Source organism: Salinicola sp. V024 (assembly GCF_052645315.1).
Genome location: NZ_JBQXYB010000006.1, coordinates 1 through 19385, shown reverse-complemented (window position 1 = coordinate 19385; position 19385 = coordinate 1). Strand labels below are relative to the sequence as shown.

The following is a 19385-nucleotide window of genomic DNA, read 5'->3' as shown; positions in this document are numbered from 1 at the left end:
TATGGCCACATTTCAGTGTGACATCGTCAGTGCCGAGAAGGAGATCTTCTCGGGCAGCGTCGAGCAGCTCATTGCTGCCGGCGTGGCCGGCGATCTGGGTATCCTGCGCGGTCACGCGCCGCTGCTGACCGAGCTCAAGCCCGGTCCGGTGCGCGTGATTCAGGAAAACGGTGAAGAAGAGCTCTACTACGTCACCGGCGGCTTCCTCGAAGTGCAGCCCAACGTGGTCTCGGTGCTGGCGGATACCGTCACCCGAGCCAGCGATCTGGACGAAGCGGAAGCCGAGCAGGCACGTCAGCATGCGCTGGCCTCGCTCAACGAGCAGCAGACCGAGCTCGACTATACGCGGGCGGCCGCGGAGCTGGCCGAAGCCACGGCTCAGCTGCGTACGCTGCAACAGCTGCGCAATCGAGCCGGCCGCGGCTAACGGCATCGCCGTGCAAGACCCGAAAGGCGACTCTCCGGAGTCGCCTTTTTTATGGTCGTCTGGGAAGGAGCGTTCGAGGAATCTGTCATCGGCGTCCTCAAGCGCTAGAATGACGCCCAGTTTTCATTGATCAAAAGGATGGACGCCATGACTCTCGACGTCGTGATACTGGCCGCTGGCCAAGGCACCCGCATGCGCTCGAAGACGCCGAAGGTGCTGCACAAGCTGGCAGGGCGGCCACTGGTTCAGCATGTCGTCGACACGGCGGCAGGGTTGGAGAACGCCCGGCTGCACGTGGTGGTCGGTCACGGCGGCGAGGCGGTGCGCGAGGCGCTCGCTGGCGCCAGTTCGACGCCTGCCGATGGCGAGCTCGCCTTCTGTGAACAGACCGAGCAGAAGGGCACCGGGCATGCGGTGGCTCAGGCGCTGGACGGCCTCGGCGATGGCAAGGTGCTGGTGCTTTACGGCGATGTGCCGCTGATCCAGGCCAGAACCCTCGAGACGCTGCTGGACGGCGTCGACGAGCAGCACATGGCGCTGTTGACGGTGACGCTGGACGACCCCGGCGGCTACGGTCGGATCGTGCGCAATGCCAAGGGCGCGGTCGTCGCCATCGTCGAACACAAGGATGCCGACGACAAGCAGCGCGCCATCGCTGAATGCAATACCGGCATCATGGCGATGACCGCTGAACAGCTGCGTCGCTGGTTGCCCAAGCTCTCCGCCGAGAACGCCCAGGGCGAGTATTACCTGACCGACGTCATCGCCATGGCTGCCGACGACGGTGTCGAGGTCAAGGCAACCCAGCCGAGCTCGCCGGTCGAAGTCGAAGGCATCAACGATCGTCGGCAGCTGGCGGCACTCGAGCGCGCCTATCAACGTCGCCAGGCCGAGCGCTTGATGACCGCGGGGGTTTCGCTGGCGGATCCGATGCGCTTCGATCTGCGCGGCGACGTTACCGTCGGCCGCGACATCCAGATCGACGTCAACGTGATTCTGGAAGGCCAGGTCACGCTGGAAGACGACGTCGTCATCGGTCCCAACTGCGTGATCAAGGATAGCGTGCTGCGCCGCGGCGCGGTGGTGAAGGCTAACAGCCATCTGGAAGGTGCCGAGATGGGCGAGGGCAGCGACTGCGGCCCGTTCGCCCGGCTGAGACCAGGTACGCGGCTGGGTGCCAAGGCGCATGTGGGTAACTTCGTCGAGACCAAGAACGCCACGCTGGGCGATGGCGTCAAGGCGGGCCATCTGAGCTATCTGGGCGATACCGAGATCGGTCGCGACACCAACGTCGGCGCCGGTACCGTCACCTGCAACTATGACGGCGTCAACAAGCACCGCACGCAGATTGGCGAGGCCGTCTTTATCGGCTCCAACAGCTCGCTGGTCGCCCCGGTCACCATTGGCAATGGCGCGACTATCGCCGCGGGTTCGACGATTACGCGTGAAGTGGAAGAGGATGAACTGGCGATCGGGCGAAGTCGTCAGGTCGTCAAACAGGGCTGGCAGCGGCCGGTGAAGATGCCGAAGTCTTGATAGGTTCGGGCCCTCGCTTGGGGCTCATTCAATTCAAAAGAGATCACTACTGACGAGAGCTTTACGGCTGTCGTCGTCGTTATTGCGAGGGGCAAGCCCCTCGCGCTCCCCTTTTTCGCGCCACAGGCTCAAGAAATCCCGAGCGATTTTCGTCAGCGCTTCGGGTCGGCGCGCAAGGACATCTGACCGCCATGGATGGCGGAAATGCAGAAAATGCAGGAGCAATTTTCTGCCCTGTCCCGGCGCGCCTCTAGCGACCTGCTTCGCTAAAACATCCTGTCCCGCTTGCAGGCCGGAGCTGGCCATCCATGGCCAGCTCGTTCGGCGAACCAAACATCACTCAGATGTCTGGTTCGCCTTACCCATGTCGCTAGACCCGGCTCGCCGAAGATCGCTCGGGTTGAGCCTGGAAGGCGCTATCGGGTGGTTTCTTTCCGGCGACTGGAGAAACTTGCCGTTCAGAATTCAAATATTGGACATCAACGCCTCATACACTGCTGCCAGCGGTCGTCGACCCGCTTGGCGAACCACGCTGTGGTCAGGTTGCGGGTGATCTTGGGGCTTTCGAGCTTGATCCCCGGCAGGCGTGCGTAGGGGATGGGCTGACCCTCCTGCTGTAGCGCCAGCGAATAGACCTTTTCGTAGAGCGCGGTCTGCTCGAATTCGAGGGCATCCTCTTTCTCCAGCGCGTCGCGAATCTCGCCGTCGTCCATGCCCAGCCGACCTTTCAGCGTGCGTACCGCCAGCTCGGTCTGACCGGCCTGACGTGAGCCGGGAATGATCAGGTCGCCGTCGAGCGCCAGCGGAATGCCGGAAAGCTGGGTCACTGCGGCCTGGAACGCGGCGTTACGGCTGGCATACCAGCCGGCGTTGAAGTCGGCGAAGCGATAGAGGGGCTCGTCGTAATTGGCGGGATAGCCGAACAGATGGGCAATGCCGAAATAGAGCCCGCCGCGCCGGGTGAAGACTTCGTGGCGGATCGAGCCGTCGATCGGATAGGGGTAGTTTTTAGCATGATCCTCGGCGAAATCGACGCTGACCTGCATCGGACCGCCGGTGTGCACCGGGTTGAGGCTACCGAATAGCTGGCGGCCCAGCGGCGCCATATCGATGAAATCCTCGAAGATCTCGCTCATCTCGCGCTCGGTCGTCACCGCATTCAAGCGCTGGTTGTAAGTCTTGCCGTTGGGTGACTCGAGGTTCAGGCCGGCATCCACCAGAAAGCCCGGAATATGCAGCGCACTGGCGCGGCGGTCGATCTCTTCCCGGGCGATGGTCGAGAGATTGGGCACGCTGGGGTCGGCCCGATAAGTCGACTCCTGCTCGATCACGGCCAGCGTGGCGCAGAGATTGTCCCTGGTCGCGGGCAGGTTCTGGGCCGAAAACGCGGCGGTAATGTCCGTCGCCCAGCCGTCACGGTCATCGGCGCTGGCCGGAATGAGTGTCACCAGCTCGCTTTTCACGCTCGCCGGGCGCTGCTCGAAGCCGGGCTGCGGTGTCTGGGTGCTACAGCCGACCAGTAGCGCCAGGCCGAATAGCGGTGCCCAGCGAAGTCCGGCAATCATCTTGAATGTCCTCATGCGCTCAGATGCTCCACCAGCCGCTGCATCATCGCGTCGCAACGCTCGAGCTGTTCGATAGCGATGAACTCGTCGGGCTTGTGACCCTGATCCATGCAGCCCGGCCCGCAGACCACGGTGGGAATGCCGGCTTCGTGAAACAGCCCGCCCTCGGTGCCGTAGGGGACGGTGCCGAAGTCATCGCGATCCGAAAGCGTGGCGATCAAGCGCGCCACCTCGCTCGAGGCCTCGGTGGTCAACCCCGGATAGGCCTGCAACGGCTCGAACACGATATCGGTGTTCGCCTCGACGGCGCGCATTTTGGGGATGAGCTCCTGGTCGGCGTAATCGCGCATCTCGTGTTCGACCTCGTTGGCATCGAAGCCCGGCAGGGAGCGCACTTCCCAGTCGAAGCGGCACTCCGACGGCACGATGTTGAGCGCCCGACCGCCCTCGATCACGCCGGTCTGGACGGTCGAGAAGGGCGGATAGAAGCGCTCGTCATGATGGGCGGGATTAGCCAGGCGCTCGCCGATCTCGTTGAGGCGAACGATCATCCTGGCGGCAGTTTCGATAGCGTTGACGCCCTCCGGCGCGTAGGCGGAATGACAGGGTGCACCTTGCACGCGGCAGCGCACGCCGAGCTTGCCTTTGTGACCCAGTACCGGCTTGAGTTCGGTCGGCTCGCCGATGATGCAGGCCAGCGGCTTGTGCGGTCTGTCCTCCAGCATCGAGATGATCGAGCGTACGCCGAGACAGCCCACCTCTTCGTCATAGGAGAACGCCAGGTGTACAGGCGTCTCCAGCTCGGCCGCTTTGAGACTCGGCACCGCCGCCAGCACGCAGGCAAGATAGCCTTTCATGTCGGTGGTGCCGCGACCGTAGAGTTTGCCGTCGCGCTCGGTCATCGCGAATGCCGGCACCGTCCACGGCTGGCCGTCCACCGGCACCACGTCGGTGTGGCCGGAGAGCACCACGCCGCCACGGTCGGTCGGGCCAATGGTTGCCCACAGATTGGCCTTGCTGCCCTCGTCGTTATGAATCAGTTCGCTGTCGACGCCGTGCTGGCTCAAGTAATCGCGGACGAACTCGATCAGCGCGAGATTGGACTCGCGGCTGACGGTATCGAAGCCGACGAGTTTCCCGAGAAGTTCCTGACTGGTCATGATGCGGTCGGCCCACCTGTCACCGGATTGTCGTTGTCGCTGAGAGGGTGTTTACAAAATGTCTGCGCTCGACAATACGGCGTTGAAATCCACCTCAAAATGCTCATTTACCCCTGGTAAACTCCGCTTTTGCAGCCGATCTCGCCTTGTCTTGTCTTCGCTCGCCGAATTTGTAAACACCCTCTGAATATGTGCCCATCGTCACGATGATGCCGACCCCCACCGCGCAATGCCACCACCGAGGTCTTTGATTTCCGCTTTTACGTTTTCTTTACGTCTTCGCGCGAATTTCCGCATCGCATTTTTACGCCCCTCGACTCGACACTGAGTGCCTCTCGAACGAGGAGGTGACTCATGTCCTACCTGATGCTGGCGATCGCTCTGGTGACCGCCGTCTACCTGCTGGCGACCCTGTGCTGGCCGGAGCGATTCTAGCCATGAACGCGATGATGCTCTGCTATGCCCTGCTGATCGGATTGGCGCTGCCACTGGGTCTCTACATGGGCCGAGCGCTGGATACGGATCGATCCACCGTGATGGATCGTCTCTTCGGGCCGGTGGAATCGGTCCTGATGCGCCTGGCCGGCGTCGACCGACGGGCGTCGATGACGTGGTCGGCCTATCTGCTGGCCGTGTTGAAACTTCACCTGCTGCTGATCGGGCTTGCCTGGATCGTCTTCATGAGCCAGGGCTTGCTGCCGCTCAACCCCGATGGCATCCCCGGCATGAACTGGGATACGGCGCTGCACACCGCGGTTTCGTTCGCCACCAATACCAACCAGCAGCACTATTCGGGCCAGGCACAGCTCTCCTACCTGAGCCAGACGCTTGCCATCGTCACGCTGCAGTTTCTGACCCCGGCGACCGGCCTTGCAGTGTTGCTCGCCATCACGCGCACGCTGCTCAAGCGCCAGACCACCAGCGCGACCACCAGCACGACCGTCAGCACCAATGCGTCCATGACGCCCGCCGGGGGCGGGGTAGGCCACTGCTCGGTCGGTAACTACTCGGTCGGTAACTGCTCGGTCGGTCATTACTACGTCGACCTCACGCGGATCGTGGTGCGGGTGCTGCTGCCGCTGTCGCTGTTGGTGGCGCTGGTCCTGGTGTGGCAGGGCGTGCCGGCCACCTATCAGGGCGCGCAGAGCGTGACGATGCTCGATGGCGGCGCGGCACAGGTGATTCCACGCGGCCCGGTGGCGCCGATGGTGGCGATCAAACAGCTGGGTACCAACGGCGGCGGCTGGTATGGCCCCAATTCGACCGTGCCGCTGGAGAATCCGACCGGACTGGCGAATCTCGTCGAGACGATCGCACTGCTGCTGATTCCGGTGGCAACGCTGATCGCCGTCGGTGTCATCAGCGGCCGTCGCCGGCTGATGATGGGTATCGGCGCGGTGATGATCGCGTTCTCGTTGATCACCACCACCCTGATCGTGGTTTCGGAGCGCCTGCCCAACGCCGCGTTGGCCGGACTCGCCGTCGAAGGCAGTCCCAATCTCGAAGGCAAGGAGGTGCGTTTCGGCAGCGATCTCTCCGCGCTGTGGGGAAGCTGGACGACGCTGACCTCCAACGGCTCCGTCAACGCCATGCACGACAGCTTCAATCCGCTGGGCGGGCTGGGCCTGCTGATGGACATGTTCGTCAACGTCACCTTCGGCGGCATCGGCGTGGGTCTGATCGGCTATCTGCTCTATCTGATGCTGGCGGCGTTCATCGGGTCGCTGATGATCGGCCGCGCGCCGGAGCTGTTCGGCAAGCCGCTGGAGACCCGCGAGATGCGCTGGATCTCGCTGGCGATTCTGGCGCAACCCCTGATCATCCTCGGCTTGACCGCCATCACCGTGGCGTTTCCCGCGCTGACCGGCAATTCCAATCCTGGCTTTCATGGGCTCTCGCAGGTGCTCTACGAATACACCTCGGCATTCGCCAACAACGGCTCCGGCTTCGAGGGACTCGGCGACAGTACGCCATGGTGGAACCTGGCCTGCGTGCTGGCGCTGGCGGTCGGCCGTTTCCTGCCGATGCTGGTGCCGCTGGCGGTGGCCGGATGGTTGATGGAAAAACGCACGGCGCCACAAGGGCGCGGCACCCTGTCGCTGGAGAGTGGTGCGTTCGTCGGCCTGACCGCGGGTGTCATCGTCATCGTCAACCTGCTCGGTTTCCTGCCCGCGCTGGTGCTGGGTCCGATCGCTGAACAGTTGACCCTGCCCTGATGAATCGCGTCGACGGAAACGGAATTGACGGAGCGGGATTGGTGGAAACGGGATCGAGGAAAGAGATATGGCAATGATGCAAACACACGAAGCCTCCCAAGGTCTGCGCGTTCGACCGCTGACCCTGCTGGGGGAATCGCTGCGACGATTGAATCCGCGCAGTCTCGCGCGCAATCCGGTGATGGCGGTGGTCGCCATTGGCACCCTGGTCTGCGCGCTCTATACCGGCATGGCGTTTGCCGAGGATGGCGGACAGGGGGCGTTTGCGCTGATCGTGACCCTGGTCCTGCTGGCGACGGTGCTGTTCGCCAACGCGGCCGAAGCGATGGCCGAAGCGCGCGGCAAGGCCCACGCCGGTAGCCTGCGCGCCACCCGTGGCGAGTTGACGGCACGGCGCGTGACCCAGAGCGGCGAGGAGACGGTCGCCGCTGATCAGCTGCGCCGGGGCGATCGAGTCCGGGTGATCGCCGGGGAGCTGATTCCTGCCGACGGTGAAATCATCCAGGGTGCCGGTTCGATCAACGAATCGGCCATGACCGGAGAGTCCGCGCCGGTGCTGCGCGAGGCGGGCACCGACAACAGTGGCGTTAGCGCCGGCACCAAGCTGCTCTCCGACGAGCTGATCGTCGAGGTCAGCGTCGACCCCGGCGAGTCGCTGCTCGACCGCATGATCGCGCTGGTGGAAGGCGCCAGCCGCCAGAAGACGCCCAGCGAGCTGGCACTCTCCGTGCTGCTGTCGACACTGACGCTGGTATTCCTGATCGTTGTGGTCACGCTGGTGCCGATGGCGCTGTTCGTGGGGATCGAGACCTCGACGGTGATGCTGGTGGCGCTGCTGGTGTGCCTGATTCCCACCACCATCGGCGGGCTGCTGCCGGCGATCGGCATCGCCGGAATGGAACGGGCGCTGCGCGCCAATCTCATCGCCAAGTCCGGCAAGGCGGTGGAGATCGCCGGCAGCATCGACACCCTGCTGCTCGACAAGACCGGCACGATCACGCTCGGCGACCGTCGCGCCACCGAATTCGCGCCGTGTCAGGGGATCGATCTGACACGACTGCGGGAGATCGCCGGTGTCTGCTCGCTACAGGATCCGACCCCCGAAGGGCGCTCCATTGTCGTCCTGGCGCGCGATCAGGGCGCGACGCTGGATTCGCCCCAGAACGCCGAGGTCGTGCCGTTTTCCGCGATGAGTCGGGTGTCCGGTCTCGATTTCGCCGATGGTCGATGCTGGCGCAAGGGCGCGCCCAACGCCATCGCCCGGCTGGTACAGGAAGCGGGAGGCCGCGTGCCGGGGGATTTCGAGGCGCTGGTCGAACGTATCTCACGCCACGGTGCCACCCCGCTGGCGGTGGCGGAGGGCAACGTGTTGTTGGGCGTGATCGCGCTGTCGGATGTGATCAAGACGGGGATCGCCGATCGGTTCCAGCAGCTGCGCGAGATGGGCGTGAAGACGGTGATGATCACCGGCGACAACCCGATTACCGCTGCCGCGATCGCCGCCGAAGCCGGCGTCGACGACTACATCGCCGAAGCGACGCCGGAGCGCAAGCTTGAACTGATCCGTGAGGAGCAAGCCGCCGGTCGGCTGGTGGCGATGATGGGCGACGGCACCAACGACGCCCCGGCGCTGGCCCAGGCCGATCTGGGACTGGCGATGAACTCCGGCACCCAGGCGGCGCGGGAAGCGGCCAACATGGTCGACCTTGACTCTGATCCCGGCAAGCTGCTCAGCGCGGTGGAGATCGGCAAGCAGCTGCTGATCACCCGCGGGGCGCTCACCACCTTCTCGCTGGCCAACGACGTCGCCAAGTATTTCGCGATTCTGCCGGCGATCTTCGCCGCCAGCGTGCCGGCGCTGGGCGGTCTCGACGTGCTCGATCTGCACTCGCCCGAGTCCGCGGTGTTGTCGGCGGTGATCTTCAACGCCCTGGTGATACCCGCGCTGATCCCGTTCGCCCTGCGCGGCGTGCGGGTTCGCGCCGCCTCCGCCAGCGCCATGCTACGACGCAACCTGCTGATCTACGGTCTCGGTGGCCTGCTGCTGCCGTTCCCTGCCATCAAGCTGATCGATCTGCTAATCGGTCCGCTGTTCTGAGATTTCTGGAGACTTGCCATGTCAGTCACTGATTCCCGTCACGACGTTTCCGCTCATGGTGCCCAGGGTGATCCCCATGAGGCTTCTCACGCTGCCCATCGCTTTGCCGGCTCCGGCAGCTGGCTGACGGCAATCCGTTTCAGCCTGCTCATGGCGGTGGTGCTCGGTCTGCTCTATCCGCTGGTGGTGGTCGGATTGGGCCAGTTGGGATTTTCGCATCAGGCCAACGGCAGTCTGTTGGCCGATGCGGAGGGTCGGGTCATCGGCTCGTCGCTGGTGGGTCAGCGATTCACCAGCGAACGCTATTTTCAGGGCCGGCCATCGGCGGTGGATTACGCGGCCGACGCGGTTGGCGGTTCCAACCTGGCGCCGAGCAATCCGGCATTGCGGGAACGCGCCGAGGCCGACGCCGGCCAGATCACCGCCCGCGACGGCGTCGAGCCGGGCCGGATACCGGTGGACCTGCTGACCGCCTCTGGATCAGGGATCGACCCGGCCATCAGCCCCGAAGCGGCAGCCATCCAGGTGGATCGTGTCGCGCGCGTGCGCGGCCTGACACCGTCGGCTGTCACCGCGCTGGTCGAGCGCTATAGTGACAGCGGCGGCTGGCTCGGTGAGCCGACCGTCAACGTGCTGGCACTCAATCTGGCCCTGGACGCTATCGAATGAGATCGAGACGCGCCCGCTACCCTGAAGCGGATTGTCGGAGATCGAAACCGTGAATCATTCCCGCGAGGTGCAGCGCCCCGATCCGGACGCCCTGTTGGCAACGACGCGAGCCGGTCATGACGGATCGCTGCGAATCTTTCTCGGCGCCGCCCCCGGGGTGGGCAAGACGAGCGCCATGCTGCGTACCGCGCGGGAACGTTTCGACGCCGGGGGCGACGTGCTGCTGGGCGTCATCGAAGCGCACGGCCGCGAGGAGACCGAACGCCTGTGCGACGGGCTGCCGAGTCTGGCGCTCACGCCCCGGGAACGTCATGGGCGCACCTTCCATGAATTCGACCTAGACGCCGCGCTGACGCGGCGACCGCAGATCCTGCTGGTCGACGAACTGGCCCATCGCAATATTCCCGGCGGTCGTCACGCCCGGCGCTGGCAGGATATCGAAGAGCTGCTCGATGCAGGTATCGATGTCTGGACCACGCTCAACGTTCAGCATGTCGACAGTCTCAACGACGATGTGGCGCGGATCACCGGTATTCGGATGCGCGAAACGGTCCCCGATCGGCTGATCGCTCGAGCCCGGGACATTTCGTTGATCGATCTCACGCCCGCCGAGCTGATCGAGCGCCTGCAGCAGGGCAAGGTCTACGTGCCGGAACAGGCGCGGACGGCGCTGGAGCACTATTTTTCGCCTGGCAACCTCACCGCGCTGCGTGAACTGGCGCTACGCGTGATGTCTGATCGCCTCGACAGCGACGTGCGCCAGGTCATGGACGCCAGCGGCGTGACGGGTCCCTGGCCGGTGCGGGCAAAACTGTTGGTGGCGGTGAAAGGAAAGCGTGGCGATCACGGCCTGCTGCGGGCGGCCAGCCGCTGGGCTCAGCGTCACCAGGCACCCTGGCAGGCCGTGCAGGTCACGCCGCTTCGCGATGTCGATCCCGCCACGGCCAGCGAGTCGAGCAACCTGCGTCAGCAGGCCGAGCAGTTGGGCGGGCGTTGGGAAACTCTCAGCGGTGACGACCCGCTGGCGGAGCTGTTGGACCACGCGGCACGCCACAACATCACCGCCTTGATGATAGGACGGGCGACTTCACGGCGACAGGCGTGGTGGCAACCTGTTTGGTGGCGATCGGGGTGGCGATCGGGGTGGCGATCGGGGTGGCGACGACCGCTGGTCGACCGGCTGCTGGCGCGGCGCCCGCCGTTCGATCTGATCGTGCTGGCCGACGAAGAGGCGATGACGCGGCCCTCTCGTCCCCGCTGGCAACCGCCGTTGGCGCGGGAGTGGCTGTGGCCGCTGGCGGGCACCGCGCTGGCGGCGCTGGCGGCCCAGCTGCTCTCTACCCAGGTCGAACTGGCCAATCTGTCGCTGATCTTTCTTGCCGCCGTGCTGGCCAGTGCGCTGCGCGCGGGCACGCGCTCGGCGATGCTGGCGGTGGTTTTCAGCGCTCTGGTCTACAACTTCCTGTTCACCGAGCCGCGGTTCACGCTGGCCATGATCCATCAGGATCAGGTCCTGACGGTGCTGATCTTCTGCCTGGTGGCGGTGGTCGCCGGCCAGCTGGCGGGCAAGGTGCGGCGGCAGTTGAGCGAACTTCGGGAAAGTCGCCATCGGATCCAGGAGATGCTGTCTATCTCGCGCTCGTTGGCGAGTGCTGCCGATCACGCCCGCGTTCGCGACATTGCGGTCAAGGCGCTGGCCGACACGCTCGGGCTGCCCTGCGTGTTTGTCGAGAGCGACGATGCTGCCGGACCGCCACGGGTCACGGCCTCCCACCCGGGACAGATTGCGCTCGAACCCCCTGCGCTTCAGGCGTCGCGATGGACGCATCAGCATGCGCGGCCGAGCGGTCATGGCACCCAGACCCTGAGCGCGCAGCGCTGGCGGTTCGAGCCCGTCGTCGAAAACGACACGCTTCGCGGCGTGCTGGGGCTGGCGCTGGGAGATCGCGAGCGTCCGCTCGATGCCGCCGAAGAGGCGCTGATCGACAATCTGGTCAACCAGTTGGGCAGCGCCCTGGCCCGCACGCGGCTGGTCGCCGATCTCGGCACCGCGCGGCTGGCCGAGGAGAACGAACGTCTGCGCTCGGCGCTGCTGTCGTCCGTCTCCCACGATCTGCGCACGCCGCTGGCCTCGATCATCGGCTCCGCCAGTTCGCTGCGGGAGCTCTGGTCGCAGCTGGCCGAAACCGACCGCCAGGAACTGCTCGACGGTATTCTCAGTGAAAGCGAACGACTCAATCGCTACATTCAGAACCTGCTCGACATGACCCGGCTGGGTCATGGCGGGTTGAAGCTCGAGCGAGACTGGGTCGCGCTGTCGGATATCATCGCCTCGGCGCTCAAGCGTCTCAAATCGGTGGTCGAACCGCTCACGGTCGAGCGTCATCTTGCCGCCGATCTGCCACTGCTTTATGTCCATCCGGCGCTGATCGAACAGGCATTGATCAACGTGATCGAGAACGCCGCGCGATTTTCACCCCAGGGCGGGCGATTGCGCGTCTCCGGTGCCAGGGAGGCCGATCAGGTGGTGATCCATGTCACCGACCAGGGGCCGGGTATCGACGAGGCGCTGCGAGAACGCATCTTCGACATGTTCTTCAGCGGCGGCGAGGGCGACCGCGGGCCACAGGGTAGCGGCCTCGGACTCGCCATCTGCCGAGGCATGGTCGGTGCCCACGGTGGCGAGATCAGCGCCGGCCGGGCGGACTGGGGGCCGGGCACCGACATCCAGATCCGGTTGCCGATCTGGGAGCCTCCCGCCAGCGAGGCGCCTGCACAGGGGAATCACCCGCTATCGGGGAACGCAGTGGAGAATGACGGGAAGGCTATAGTGAATGGCGGGAACGCGGTCGAAAATGGCGGCAACGGGGTCGAGAGGAGCAGGAATGAGTGATTCGGCGAAGGGAGAACGCGGGCCGCGCATTCTGCTGATCGAGGATGAGCGCCAGATCCGTCGTTTCATGCGAATCAGCCTGACCTCTCAGGGGTTCAAGGTGATCGAGACGGAAGACGGCAATACGGGCATGGCGGCGTTCAACCATCAGCGCCCCGATCTGGTGCTCCTCGACCTGGGGCTGCCCGACATGGACGGCATGGAAGTGCTCGATGCCCTGCGCGCCCAGAGCGAGGTGCCGGTGCTGGTGGTATCGGCGCGCGCCAGCGAAACGGAGAAAGTGGCGGCGCTGGATGCCGGTGCCAATGACTACATCACCAAACCGTTCGGCATTCAGGAACTGCTGGCTCGGGTACGGGCCGCGCTACGCACGACCACGCCCGGCACCCTCGGCGAAGGGCTGAAGCTCGGCGAGCTGACCATCGATCTGGCTCGACACCGGATCGTTCGGGACGGCGAGACCGTCCATCTCACGCCACGTGAATTCAGCGTGCTGGCGATGCTGGCACGCCAACCCGATCGTGTCGTCACTCAGCATCAGCTGCTGGCGGAGATCTGGGGTCCGGTTCACGTCCACGACACCCACTACCTGCGTATCGTCATCAGTCGTCTGCGCCAGAAGCTGGGCGACGATCCCGACGATCCGCATCGGATCCAGACCGAGGCCGGCATCGGCTATCGTCTGCTCAGCCAGTGAGCGAAACGCTTGCTCTCACTTGACGGCATGAGAGAAATCGGTTTTGATTCGCCTCTATTATCTTTCGAATCGAAACTTAATTGCCGGATTTCGAAACTTACTATAACTTAATCGAAACTCATGCCGAAACGCGACACCGCTCAGCGCCGCCATGCCATTCTCGCCTACGTCAACGAACACGGGGAAACCCCGGTCGAGACGTTGGCGAGCCGCTTCGCGATCTCCGAAGTCACCGTCCGCAAGGATCTCAACACGCTGGAACGCAGCGGCCTGCTGCTGCGGCGCTACGGCGGGGCGGCACCGTTGCCTCAGGAGATGCTCGCCGAGCCGGCACAGGCATTGTCGCCGTTCAAGCAGGCCATCGCCCGGGCGGCGCGAGCGCGTATCCGCGAGCACAACCGCATCATCGTCGACAGCGGCACTACCACCGCCGCGCTGATCGGCGAGCTGGGCGGGCTGCGCGGTCTGGTGGTGATGACCAACTCGCTCGCCGTGGCCGGCGCGCTGCGCGAGCTGGAGTCCGAACCCGCGCTACTGATGACCGGCGGCACCTGGGATCCGCACTCGGAATCCTTCCAGGGCCAGGTCGCCGAGCAGGTGCTGCGCGCCTACGACTTCGACCAGCTCTTCGTCGGTGCCGACGGTATCGACCTCGAACGCGGGACCACCACCTACAACGAGTTGTTCGGCCTCACCCGGGTGATGGCTGAAGTTGCCCGCGAGGTGGTGGTGATGGTGGAGGCCGACAAGATCGGCCGTCGTATCCCCAATCTGGAACTGCCCTGGTCGCGCATCGACACGCTGGTCACCGACTGGCGACTCGACGACGTCTCGGCGGCCGCCATCGAACGCCAGGACGTGGCGCTGGTGGTCGCGCCCGAGCCAGTCGGCCGGATAGACGTATAATTTTTCTCAAGGAAATCGATCATGTGTGGAATCGTCGCCGCGCTGGCTGCGCGTAACGTGCAGGGCATCCTGCTGGAAGGGTTGAAGCGACTCGAGTACCGCGGCTACGACAGCGCCGGGATGGCGGTGCTGAATGCAGCCGGCGAGCTCATGCGGCAACGCGCCAAGGGCAAGGTCGCCGCGCTCGAGGAGAAACTCGCCGAGCGTTCCCTGACCGGCAACATCGGCATCGCGCATACCCGCTGGGCGACCCACGGCAAGCCTTCCGAAGTGAACGCTCACCCACATCTGGCGCGCGAGCGGTTGGCGATCGTCCACAACGGCATCATCGAGAACTTCGAGCCGCTCAAGGCTGAATTGGAAGCCGATGGCGTGACGTTCGAATCGGAGACCGACACCGAAGTCGTCGCCCACCTGATCGACCGCGCCTTTCGCCGTCAGGACAGGGCCAATCAGGACGGTGCCGAAACCCGCGATCTGCTGGCCGCCGTGCAGGCCACCCTCGACAAGATCGACGGCGCCTATGCGCTGGCGGTGATGCACGCCGATGCGCCGCGGGAGATCGTCGGCGCCCGTAAGGGCAGCCCGCTGGTGGTCGGCGTGGGCATCGACGAGAACTTCCTCGCCTCCGATGCGCTGGCGCTTCTGCAGGTCACCGACCGCTTCATTTACCTGCAGGAAGGCGACGTGGTCCGCCTGTCCGATGCCCAAGGCATCGAAATCTTCGAGTCCGACGGCAAGCCGGTCGAACGCCCGGTACATACCTATGAGCACGGCGATGCCGCTGCCAGCCGCGGCGAGTATCGTCATTTCATGCTCAAGGAAATTCACGAGCAGCCCGCCGTGATCGCCGCCACGCTGGAGGGCCGGTTGAGCGGTTCCCACGTACTCGAAAGCAGCTTCGGTGTCGGCGCCAGGGCGCTGTTCGAGCGAGTCAAGCAGGTGCATATCGTCGCCTGTGGTACCAGCTATCACGCCGGCATGGTGGCGCGCTACTGGCTCGAGAAGTTGGCCGGCCTGCCGACCACGGTCGAAGTCGCCTCCGAGTACCGCTACCGCGAAGTCGTCGTGCCGGAAAACACCCTGTTCGTGACGCTATCCCAGTCCGGCGAGACCGCCGATACCCTGGCGGCGCTGCGCTATGCCAAGAGCCGTGCCAAGAGCCGCAATGAGAATGGAGGGCAGGGTTATCTCGGTTCACTGGCGATTTGCAACGTCCCCGGCAGCTCGCTGACGCGGGAGTCCGATCTGTCGCTGATGACCCAGGCCGGCCCGGAAATCGGCGTCGCCTCCACCAAGGCATTCACTACCCAGCTCGTCGCTCTGATGCTGCTGACGCTCTCGCTTCGCAAACAGCGCGGTGACGAGCGCGAAACGACGCTGGTTCAGGCGCTACGCGGCCTGCCGACGGTGCTCGACAGCGCGCTGGCCATGGACGGGCCGATCGCCGAACTGTCTGAAGCCTTCGCCGAGAAGCACCATGCGCTGTTCCTGGGCCGCGGCACTCAGTTCCCGATCGCCCTGGAAGGCGCGCTCAAGTTGAAGGAGATCTCCTATATCCACGCCGAAGCGTACCCGGCCGGCGAGCTCAAGCACGGCCCGCTGGCGCTGGTCGACGCGGATATGCCGGTGGTCGCCGTCGCCCCCAACGACGAACTGCTGGAGAAGCTCAAGTCCAACCTGCAGGAAGTGCGTGCCCGGGGCGGCGAGCTGTTCGTGTTTGCCGACGAAGGCGTGGCGCTGACTGCCGCCGACAATCTGCGCGTGCTCCACGTACCGCCTGTGGATGAATTGCTCGCCCCCATCGTCTACACCCTTCCGCTGCAGCTGCTCTCCTACCACGTCGCCGTGCTCAAGGGCACCGACGTCGACCAGCCGCGCAACCTGGCCAAGAGCGTGACGGTGGAGTGAGGGTAAAGCTTCAAATTGCCGCCAACTGGTTAGAAACAATAAAGATTGACAAAAAACAATAAAAACTGACACAGAACAATATAGTTAGACAAAACAGCTAGATTACTGTTTTTTAAGGATTTACCAGAATTTCTCGGTTCTCTGTCTGTGTATTTTTGATGGCCCTAAGAACCATGGGCGTAAGCTAGAATAGCCAACGTGCTTTGCGTTGGAGGAAATTATTGCCTAGACCTTTTTCGGAGCGCCTTCTTCTCGATGTGGCCGTTGGTCAAAGGAGGTAGATTTGCGCGGTCGTAAATTTCTCACTGAAGTAGCCGTTGAACGACACATCAGCCAGGGGTTTGGTAACGGTGTCGGGGATAGCTACAAGCCTTGGTTACGAGTTCAGGACGTACCTTCTCGAGGCAGGTCGCACAGAATTCAAGGCCTCAAGGTGGACCGTGTCCACCACGTGCTTTCTGATCTTGAACGCGCCTATCTTTTAATCTGTGAATTTTCCGAAAACGTCACGGACATAAGAGAACAATACCCGCTGCTGCCGCGCGAAACCGCCCAAGCGGCTGCGAATAGCTTGGGCGTGCGCTATGCGAGATATCCGGGCTCATCAGTCCCTTTGGTGATGACGACAGACTTTCTTCTGACGGTCACTCAGTTAGACGGTAGCCAAAAATTGGTCGCACGTACGATAAAATACGAGAGTGAATTGGTTGGAAAGGGTGCTTTAAGAACACTCGAAAAATTCGAGATTGAGAAGATGTTTTGGAATAAACAGGGTATTGAGTGGGGAATTATCACCGAGACACGGATCTCTCGCAATCTAATTAAAAACCTAGGATTGCTGCGTAAATACGCGACACTACCAAGGCCGTTATTAGACCCCTCATTGCAGTCTGACTTTATTTCACGCCTTGTGGAACTGCGGCCCTATCCACTGACGGCAGCTGAATGCTTGAAGAAAATTGCTTCGAGACTGTATATTTCTTATCAAGATGCCAAGTATATATATTTATATCTTGTGTGGAATAAACGCATCAAGGTTGACTTGCGTGAAGCCCAGTTACAAATGAAGGAGCCGCTTCTTGAGTTTACGGTCTTGGAAAATAATGATCACCTCGAAGCATTAATGGGTGCCGCATCATGAAAGTAACGGTGAACGATGTCTTAGAACCTGTAAATAATAACTCACCACTCGAGAAGCTGGCCAGAGTGCTTTTTGTCGACCCCCCCCGTGATAGAGTGCATTTGATCGGCCTAGACGGCACACCACGACGGCCTTTCTCAGTCGGTTCAGAGGATCTAAAAAATTCTCTAGCAGTCGGCGATACAAAACATACTACAGTATTAACACCAGAGTACATTTTAGTTCTCGAAGATAGCTTATCTGAAAACCAAAAGCTTGATCGAGATAACAAGTGGAAAATTATAGCTCCTTTGGTCGAGTCTCAATACCCAAAGGAAATATTTTACGCTGGACAAATGGGTAAAATGGTATCCGAGCGTGCGACGGAACTAGGCATTCAGCGTAAAGATATCTATAGGCTTTTGTATAGATTTTGGATGAACGGGCAATTGAAAAATGCCTTGCTGAAAAATTATACCAATACTGGCAAGACAATAAGAACTTATACGCAGTCGAAGCCACCGGGTAGAAAACCAAAATACCAAGGTGTTGAAATTAAAAGATCCAAATCATTGAATGCTGTGGATATTAAGTGCATACAACTCGGATACGCATTATACGCGGACGATAAAGTGTCGAAAAAATCGTATGCGTATCACGAGATGCTAGCTAAATTTTACACTGAGAAAGAAATCGGTAAGAGTCCAGAATCCCGTAGCCGTTTGCTTCCTTCCGATCAAATTCCATCTATGCGCCAGTTCATATATTGGGGGGCAAAAGCCTATGATGCGGTTCGTACAGAACGCGGCCGGATGGGAGAACGCAAATGGCTAAAAGATCGTCGACCTCTCTCCGGAACGGTCCGTGACGGACTCCGCGGACCATGCCATCAGTTTGAGATCGATGCAACGATCGGTGACATATATCTGACCAACAGTTATTCACGGCACATGCTCATAGGCCGTCCGGTTGTATATGTTGTCATTGATAGTTTCTCTGGAATGATTGTAGGTCTATATGTCGGCTTGGAGGGGCCTAGCTGGAATGGCGCGAGGCAAGCGCTATTCAACACTTTCACGCCCAAATCGGAGTTCTGCGCTCTATATGATGTGGCGCTAAGTTCCGGAGAATGGGACTGCCAGCACCTTCCTCATGAAATATATGCTGACAGAGGTGAGATGCTTTCAGAGGCTGCTGAAGGACTTGCCAAAGGCCTTAAGATTGACCTTGGTACTGCCCCGCCTTACAGGCCTGATTGGAAAGCGATGGTTGAGAGCCGCTTCAGGGTGCTGAACAACATAATGGGCATCAGGTGGCTGCCAGGCGGTGTGGCAGCAAGGGCGCGAGAACGCGGAGAGCGCGATTATAGGCTCGATGCAACTTTAAATCTCAAAGAGTTTACAAAAATAATAATAAAATCGGTGATCCAATATAATCATTTCAATCGACAGCCTGATCGGCTAACGAAGCATATGGTAGATGATGATGTTGAACCAACGCCTGTGGGTATCTGGAATTGGGCTCTTCAGTCTGGCATTATTGACCATAATAATCAGCCTGAGGAGTTGATTTACCTGCATCTCCTACCTCGTGATCGAGCAGTAATTAGGAAGAATGGGATATTTTTTCGCGGAATGCATTATACCTGTGATTTCGCTATTCAACGAAACTGGTTTGCCAAGTCACGAAGCCGTGGAGTGTCATCGGTTGAGTGTTGGTATGATCCGAACTCAGCACAGCATATATGGATCCAAGGTGAGAACAAGAAATTTGAACGGTGTGATTTGCGTTTCGCTGATACAAACTATGCCGGCCATCGTTCAGACGAAATATATGATTTCATTCAGGCACAGCGCCAAACTCCTCCTGATCATAAGCGCAGTGAACTCGAGGGTATCGTATCTCTTCAGCAAGAAATAAAGGATATCGTTGACACAGCAAATAGGGAGAAGTCAGACGAGCTCGCTCCCGTTACCAAGTCTGGCAAACTCAAGGATATTCGTAAAAACCGTGCTGTAGAACGGGAGTTAATCAGAGAAACTTCTTACGTTCCCGAAGGTGGGCGGTCTCAATGACCAAGCGCAACACGTGACCCATCAGGTACGGTGTTGCCATGAACCACTGCTATCGCCATCTTTCTGCTGAAGACCGGGCCGCCATCATGATGATGCGAGCCACGCATTCGAT

14 protein-coding genes are annotated in these 19385 nt (G+C 61.5%); 11 read left to right on the top strand and 3 right to left on the bottom strand.

Annotation, left to right across the window (positions count from 1 at the left end; all coding sequences use genetic code 11):
- Position 1 precedes the first annotated feature (1 nt).
- Both ACUN9V_RS10585 and glmU read left to right on the top strand, forming a co-directional pair.
- On the top strand, positions 2-427 hold the full coding sequence (locus ACUN9V_RS10585; protein ID WP_445511359.1) for a F0F1 ATP synthase subunit epsilon: 426 nt from the start codon (positions 2-4) through the stop codon (positions 425-427).
- A gap of 147 nt (positions 428-574) precedes the next feature.
- Positions 575-1963, top strand: coding sequence for a bifunctional UDP-N-acetylglucosamine diphosphorylase/glucosamine-1-phosphate N-acetyltransferase GlmU (gene glmU / locus ACUN9V_RS10580; protein WP_445511358.1), 1389 nt, complete (start codon positions 575-577; stop codon positions 1961-1963).
- 33 nt (positions 1964-1996) lie between these two features.
- Here the strand turns inward: glmU and ACUN9V_RS10575 are convergent, their stop codons facing one another.
- The 3 genes from ACUN9V_RS10575 to argE all read right to left on the bottom strand — a co-directional run bounded on the left by ACUN9V_RS10575 (position 1997) and on the right by argE (position 4688).
- Positions 1997-2269 (bottom strand): hypothetical protein, encoded by a 273-nt coding sequence (locus tag ACUN9V_RS10575; protein WP_445511357.1) that lies wholly within the window; start codon positions 2267-2269, stop codon positions 1997-1999.
- Between the two features lie 173 nt (positions 2270-2442).
- A complete protein-coding gene (locus tag ACUN9V_RS10570) occupies positions 2443-3543 on the bottom strand; it encodes a DUF1615 domain-containing protein (protein ID WP_445511356.1) in 1101 nt (366 codons plus the stop codon).
- Complete coding sequence (gene argE, locus ACUN9V_RS10565) at positions 3540-4688, bottom strand: acetylornithine deacetylase (RefSeq protein WP_445511355.1); 1149 nt, start codon at positions 4686-4688, stop codon at positions 3540-3542. Before argE ends, ACUN9V_RS10570 begins: the two co-directional genes overlap by 4 nt.
- Before the next feature lie 437 nt (positions 4689-5125).
- Between argE and kdpA the strand changes: the two genes are divergently transcribed.
- The 9 genes from kdpA (at position 5126) to ACUN9V_RS10520 (ending at position 19273) form a co-directional block, all read left to right on the top strand.
- On the top strand, positions 5126-6904 hold the full coding sequence (kdpA, locus tag ACUN9V_RS10560; RefSeq protein WP_445511354.1) for a potassium-transporting ATPase subunit KdpA: 1779 nt from the start codon (positions 5126-5128) through the stop codon (positions 6902-6904).
- A gap of 73 nt (positions 6905-6977) precedes the next feature.
- Positions 6978-9002 (top strand): potassium-transporting ATPase subunit KdpB, encoded by a 2025-nt coding sequence (kdpB, locus tag ACUN9V_RS10555; RefSeq protein WP_445511353.1) that lies wholly within the window; start codon positions 6978-6980, stop codon positions 9000-9002.
- Positions 9003-9020: 18 nt separating this feature from the next.
- Positions 9021-9671: a potassium-transporting ATPase subunit KdpC gene (kdpC, locus tag ACUN9V_RS10550; RefSeq protein ID WP_445511352.1), complete on the top strand. Its 651-nt coding sequence runs from the start codon at positions 9021-9023 to the stop codon at positions 9669-9671.
- Positions 9672-9720: 49 nt separating this feature from the next.
- Positions 9721-12564, top strand: a complete 2844-nt coding sequence (locus ACUN9V_RS10545) for a DUF4118 domain-containing protein (protein ID WP_445511351.1) — start codon at positions 9721-9723, stop codon at positions 12562-12564.
- Positions 12557-13261 carry a response regulator gene (locus ACUN9V_RS10540; protein ID WP_445511350.1) on the top strand — a complete coding sequence of 235 codons (705 nt, stop codon included), beginning with the start codon at positions 12557-12559 and terminating at the stop codon, positions 13259-13261. The genes ACUN9V_RS10545 and ACUN9V_RS10540 overlap by 8 nt, the downstream gene beginning before the upstream one ends.
- Before the next feature lie 120 nt (positions 13262-13381).
- The gene (locus ACUN9V_RS10535) at positions 13382-14167 is read left to right on the top strand and encodes a DeoR/GlpR family DNA-binding transcription regulator (protein ID WP_445511349.1); all 786 of its coding nucleotides are present in this window, start codon (positions 13382-13384) and stop codon (positions 14165-14167) included.
- Positions 14168-14188: 21 nt separating this feature from the next.
- Complete coding sequence (glmS, locus tag ACUN9V_RS10530; RefSeq protein WP_445511348.1) at positions 14189-16078, top strand: glutamine--fructose-6-phosphate transaminase (isomerizing); 1890 nt, start codon at positions 14189-14191, stop codon at positions 16076-16078.
- Positions 16079-16361: 283 nt separating this feature from the next.
- Positions 16362-17219, top strand: a complete 858-nt coding sequence (locus ACUN9V_RS10525; RefSeq protein WP_445511347.1) for a TnsA endonuclease N-terminal domain-containing protein — start codon at positions 16362-16364, stop codon at positions 17217-17219.
- Positions 17216-19273 carry a Mu transposase C-terminal domain-containing protein gene (locus ACUN9V_RS10520; protein WP_445511346.1) on the top strand — a complete coding sequence of 686 codons (2058 nt, stop codon included), beginning with the start codon at positions 17216-17218 and terminating at the stop codon, positions 19271-19273. The genes ACUN9V_RS10525 and ACUN9V_RS10520 overlap by 4 nt, the downstream gene beginning before the upstream one ends.
- The last annotated feature ends 112 nt before the right edge of the window (positions 19274-19385 follow it).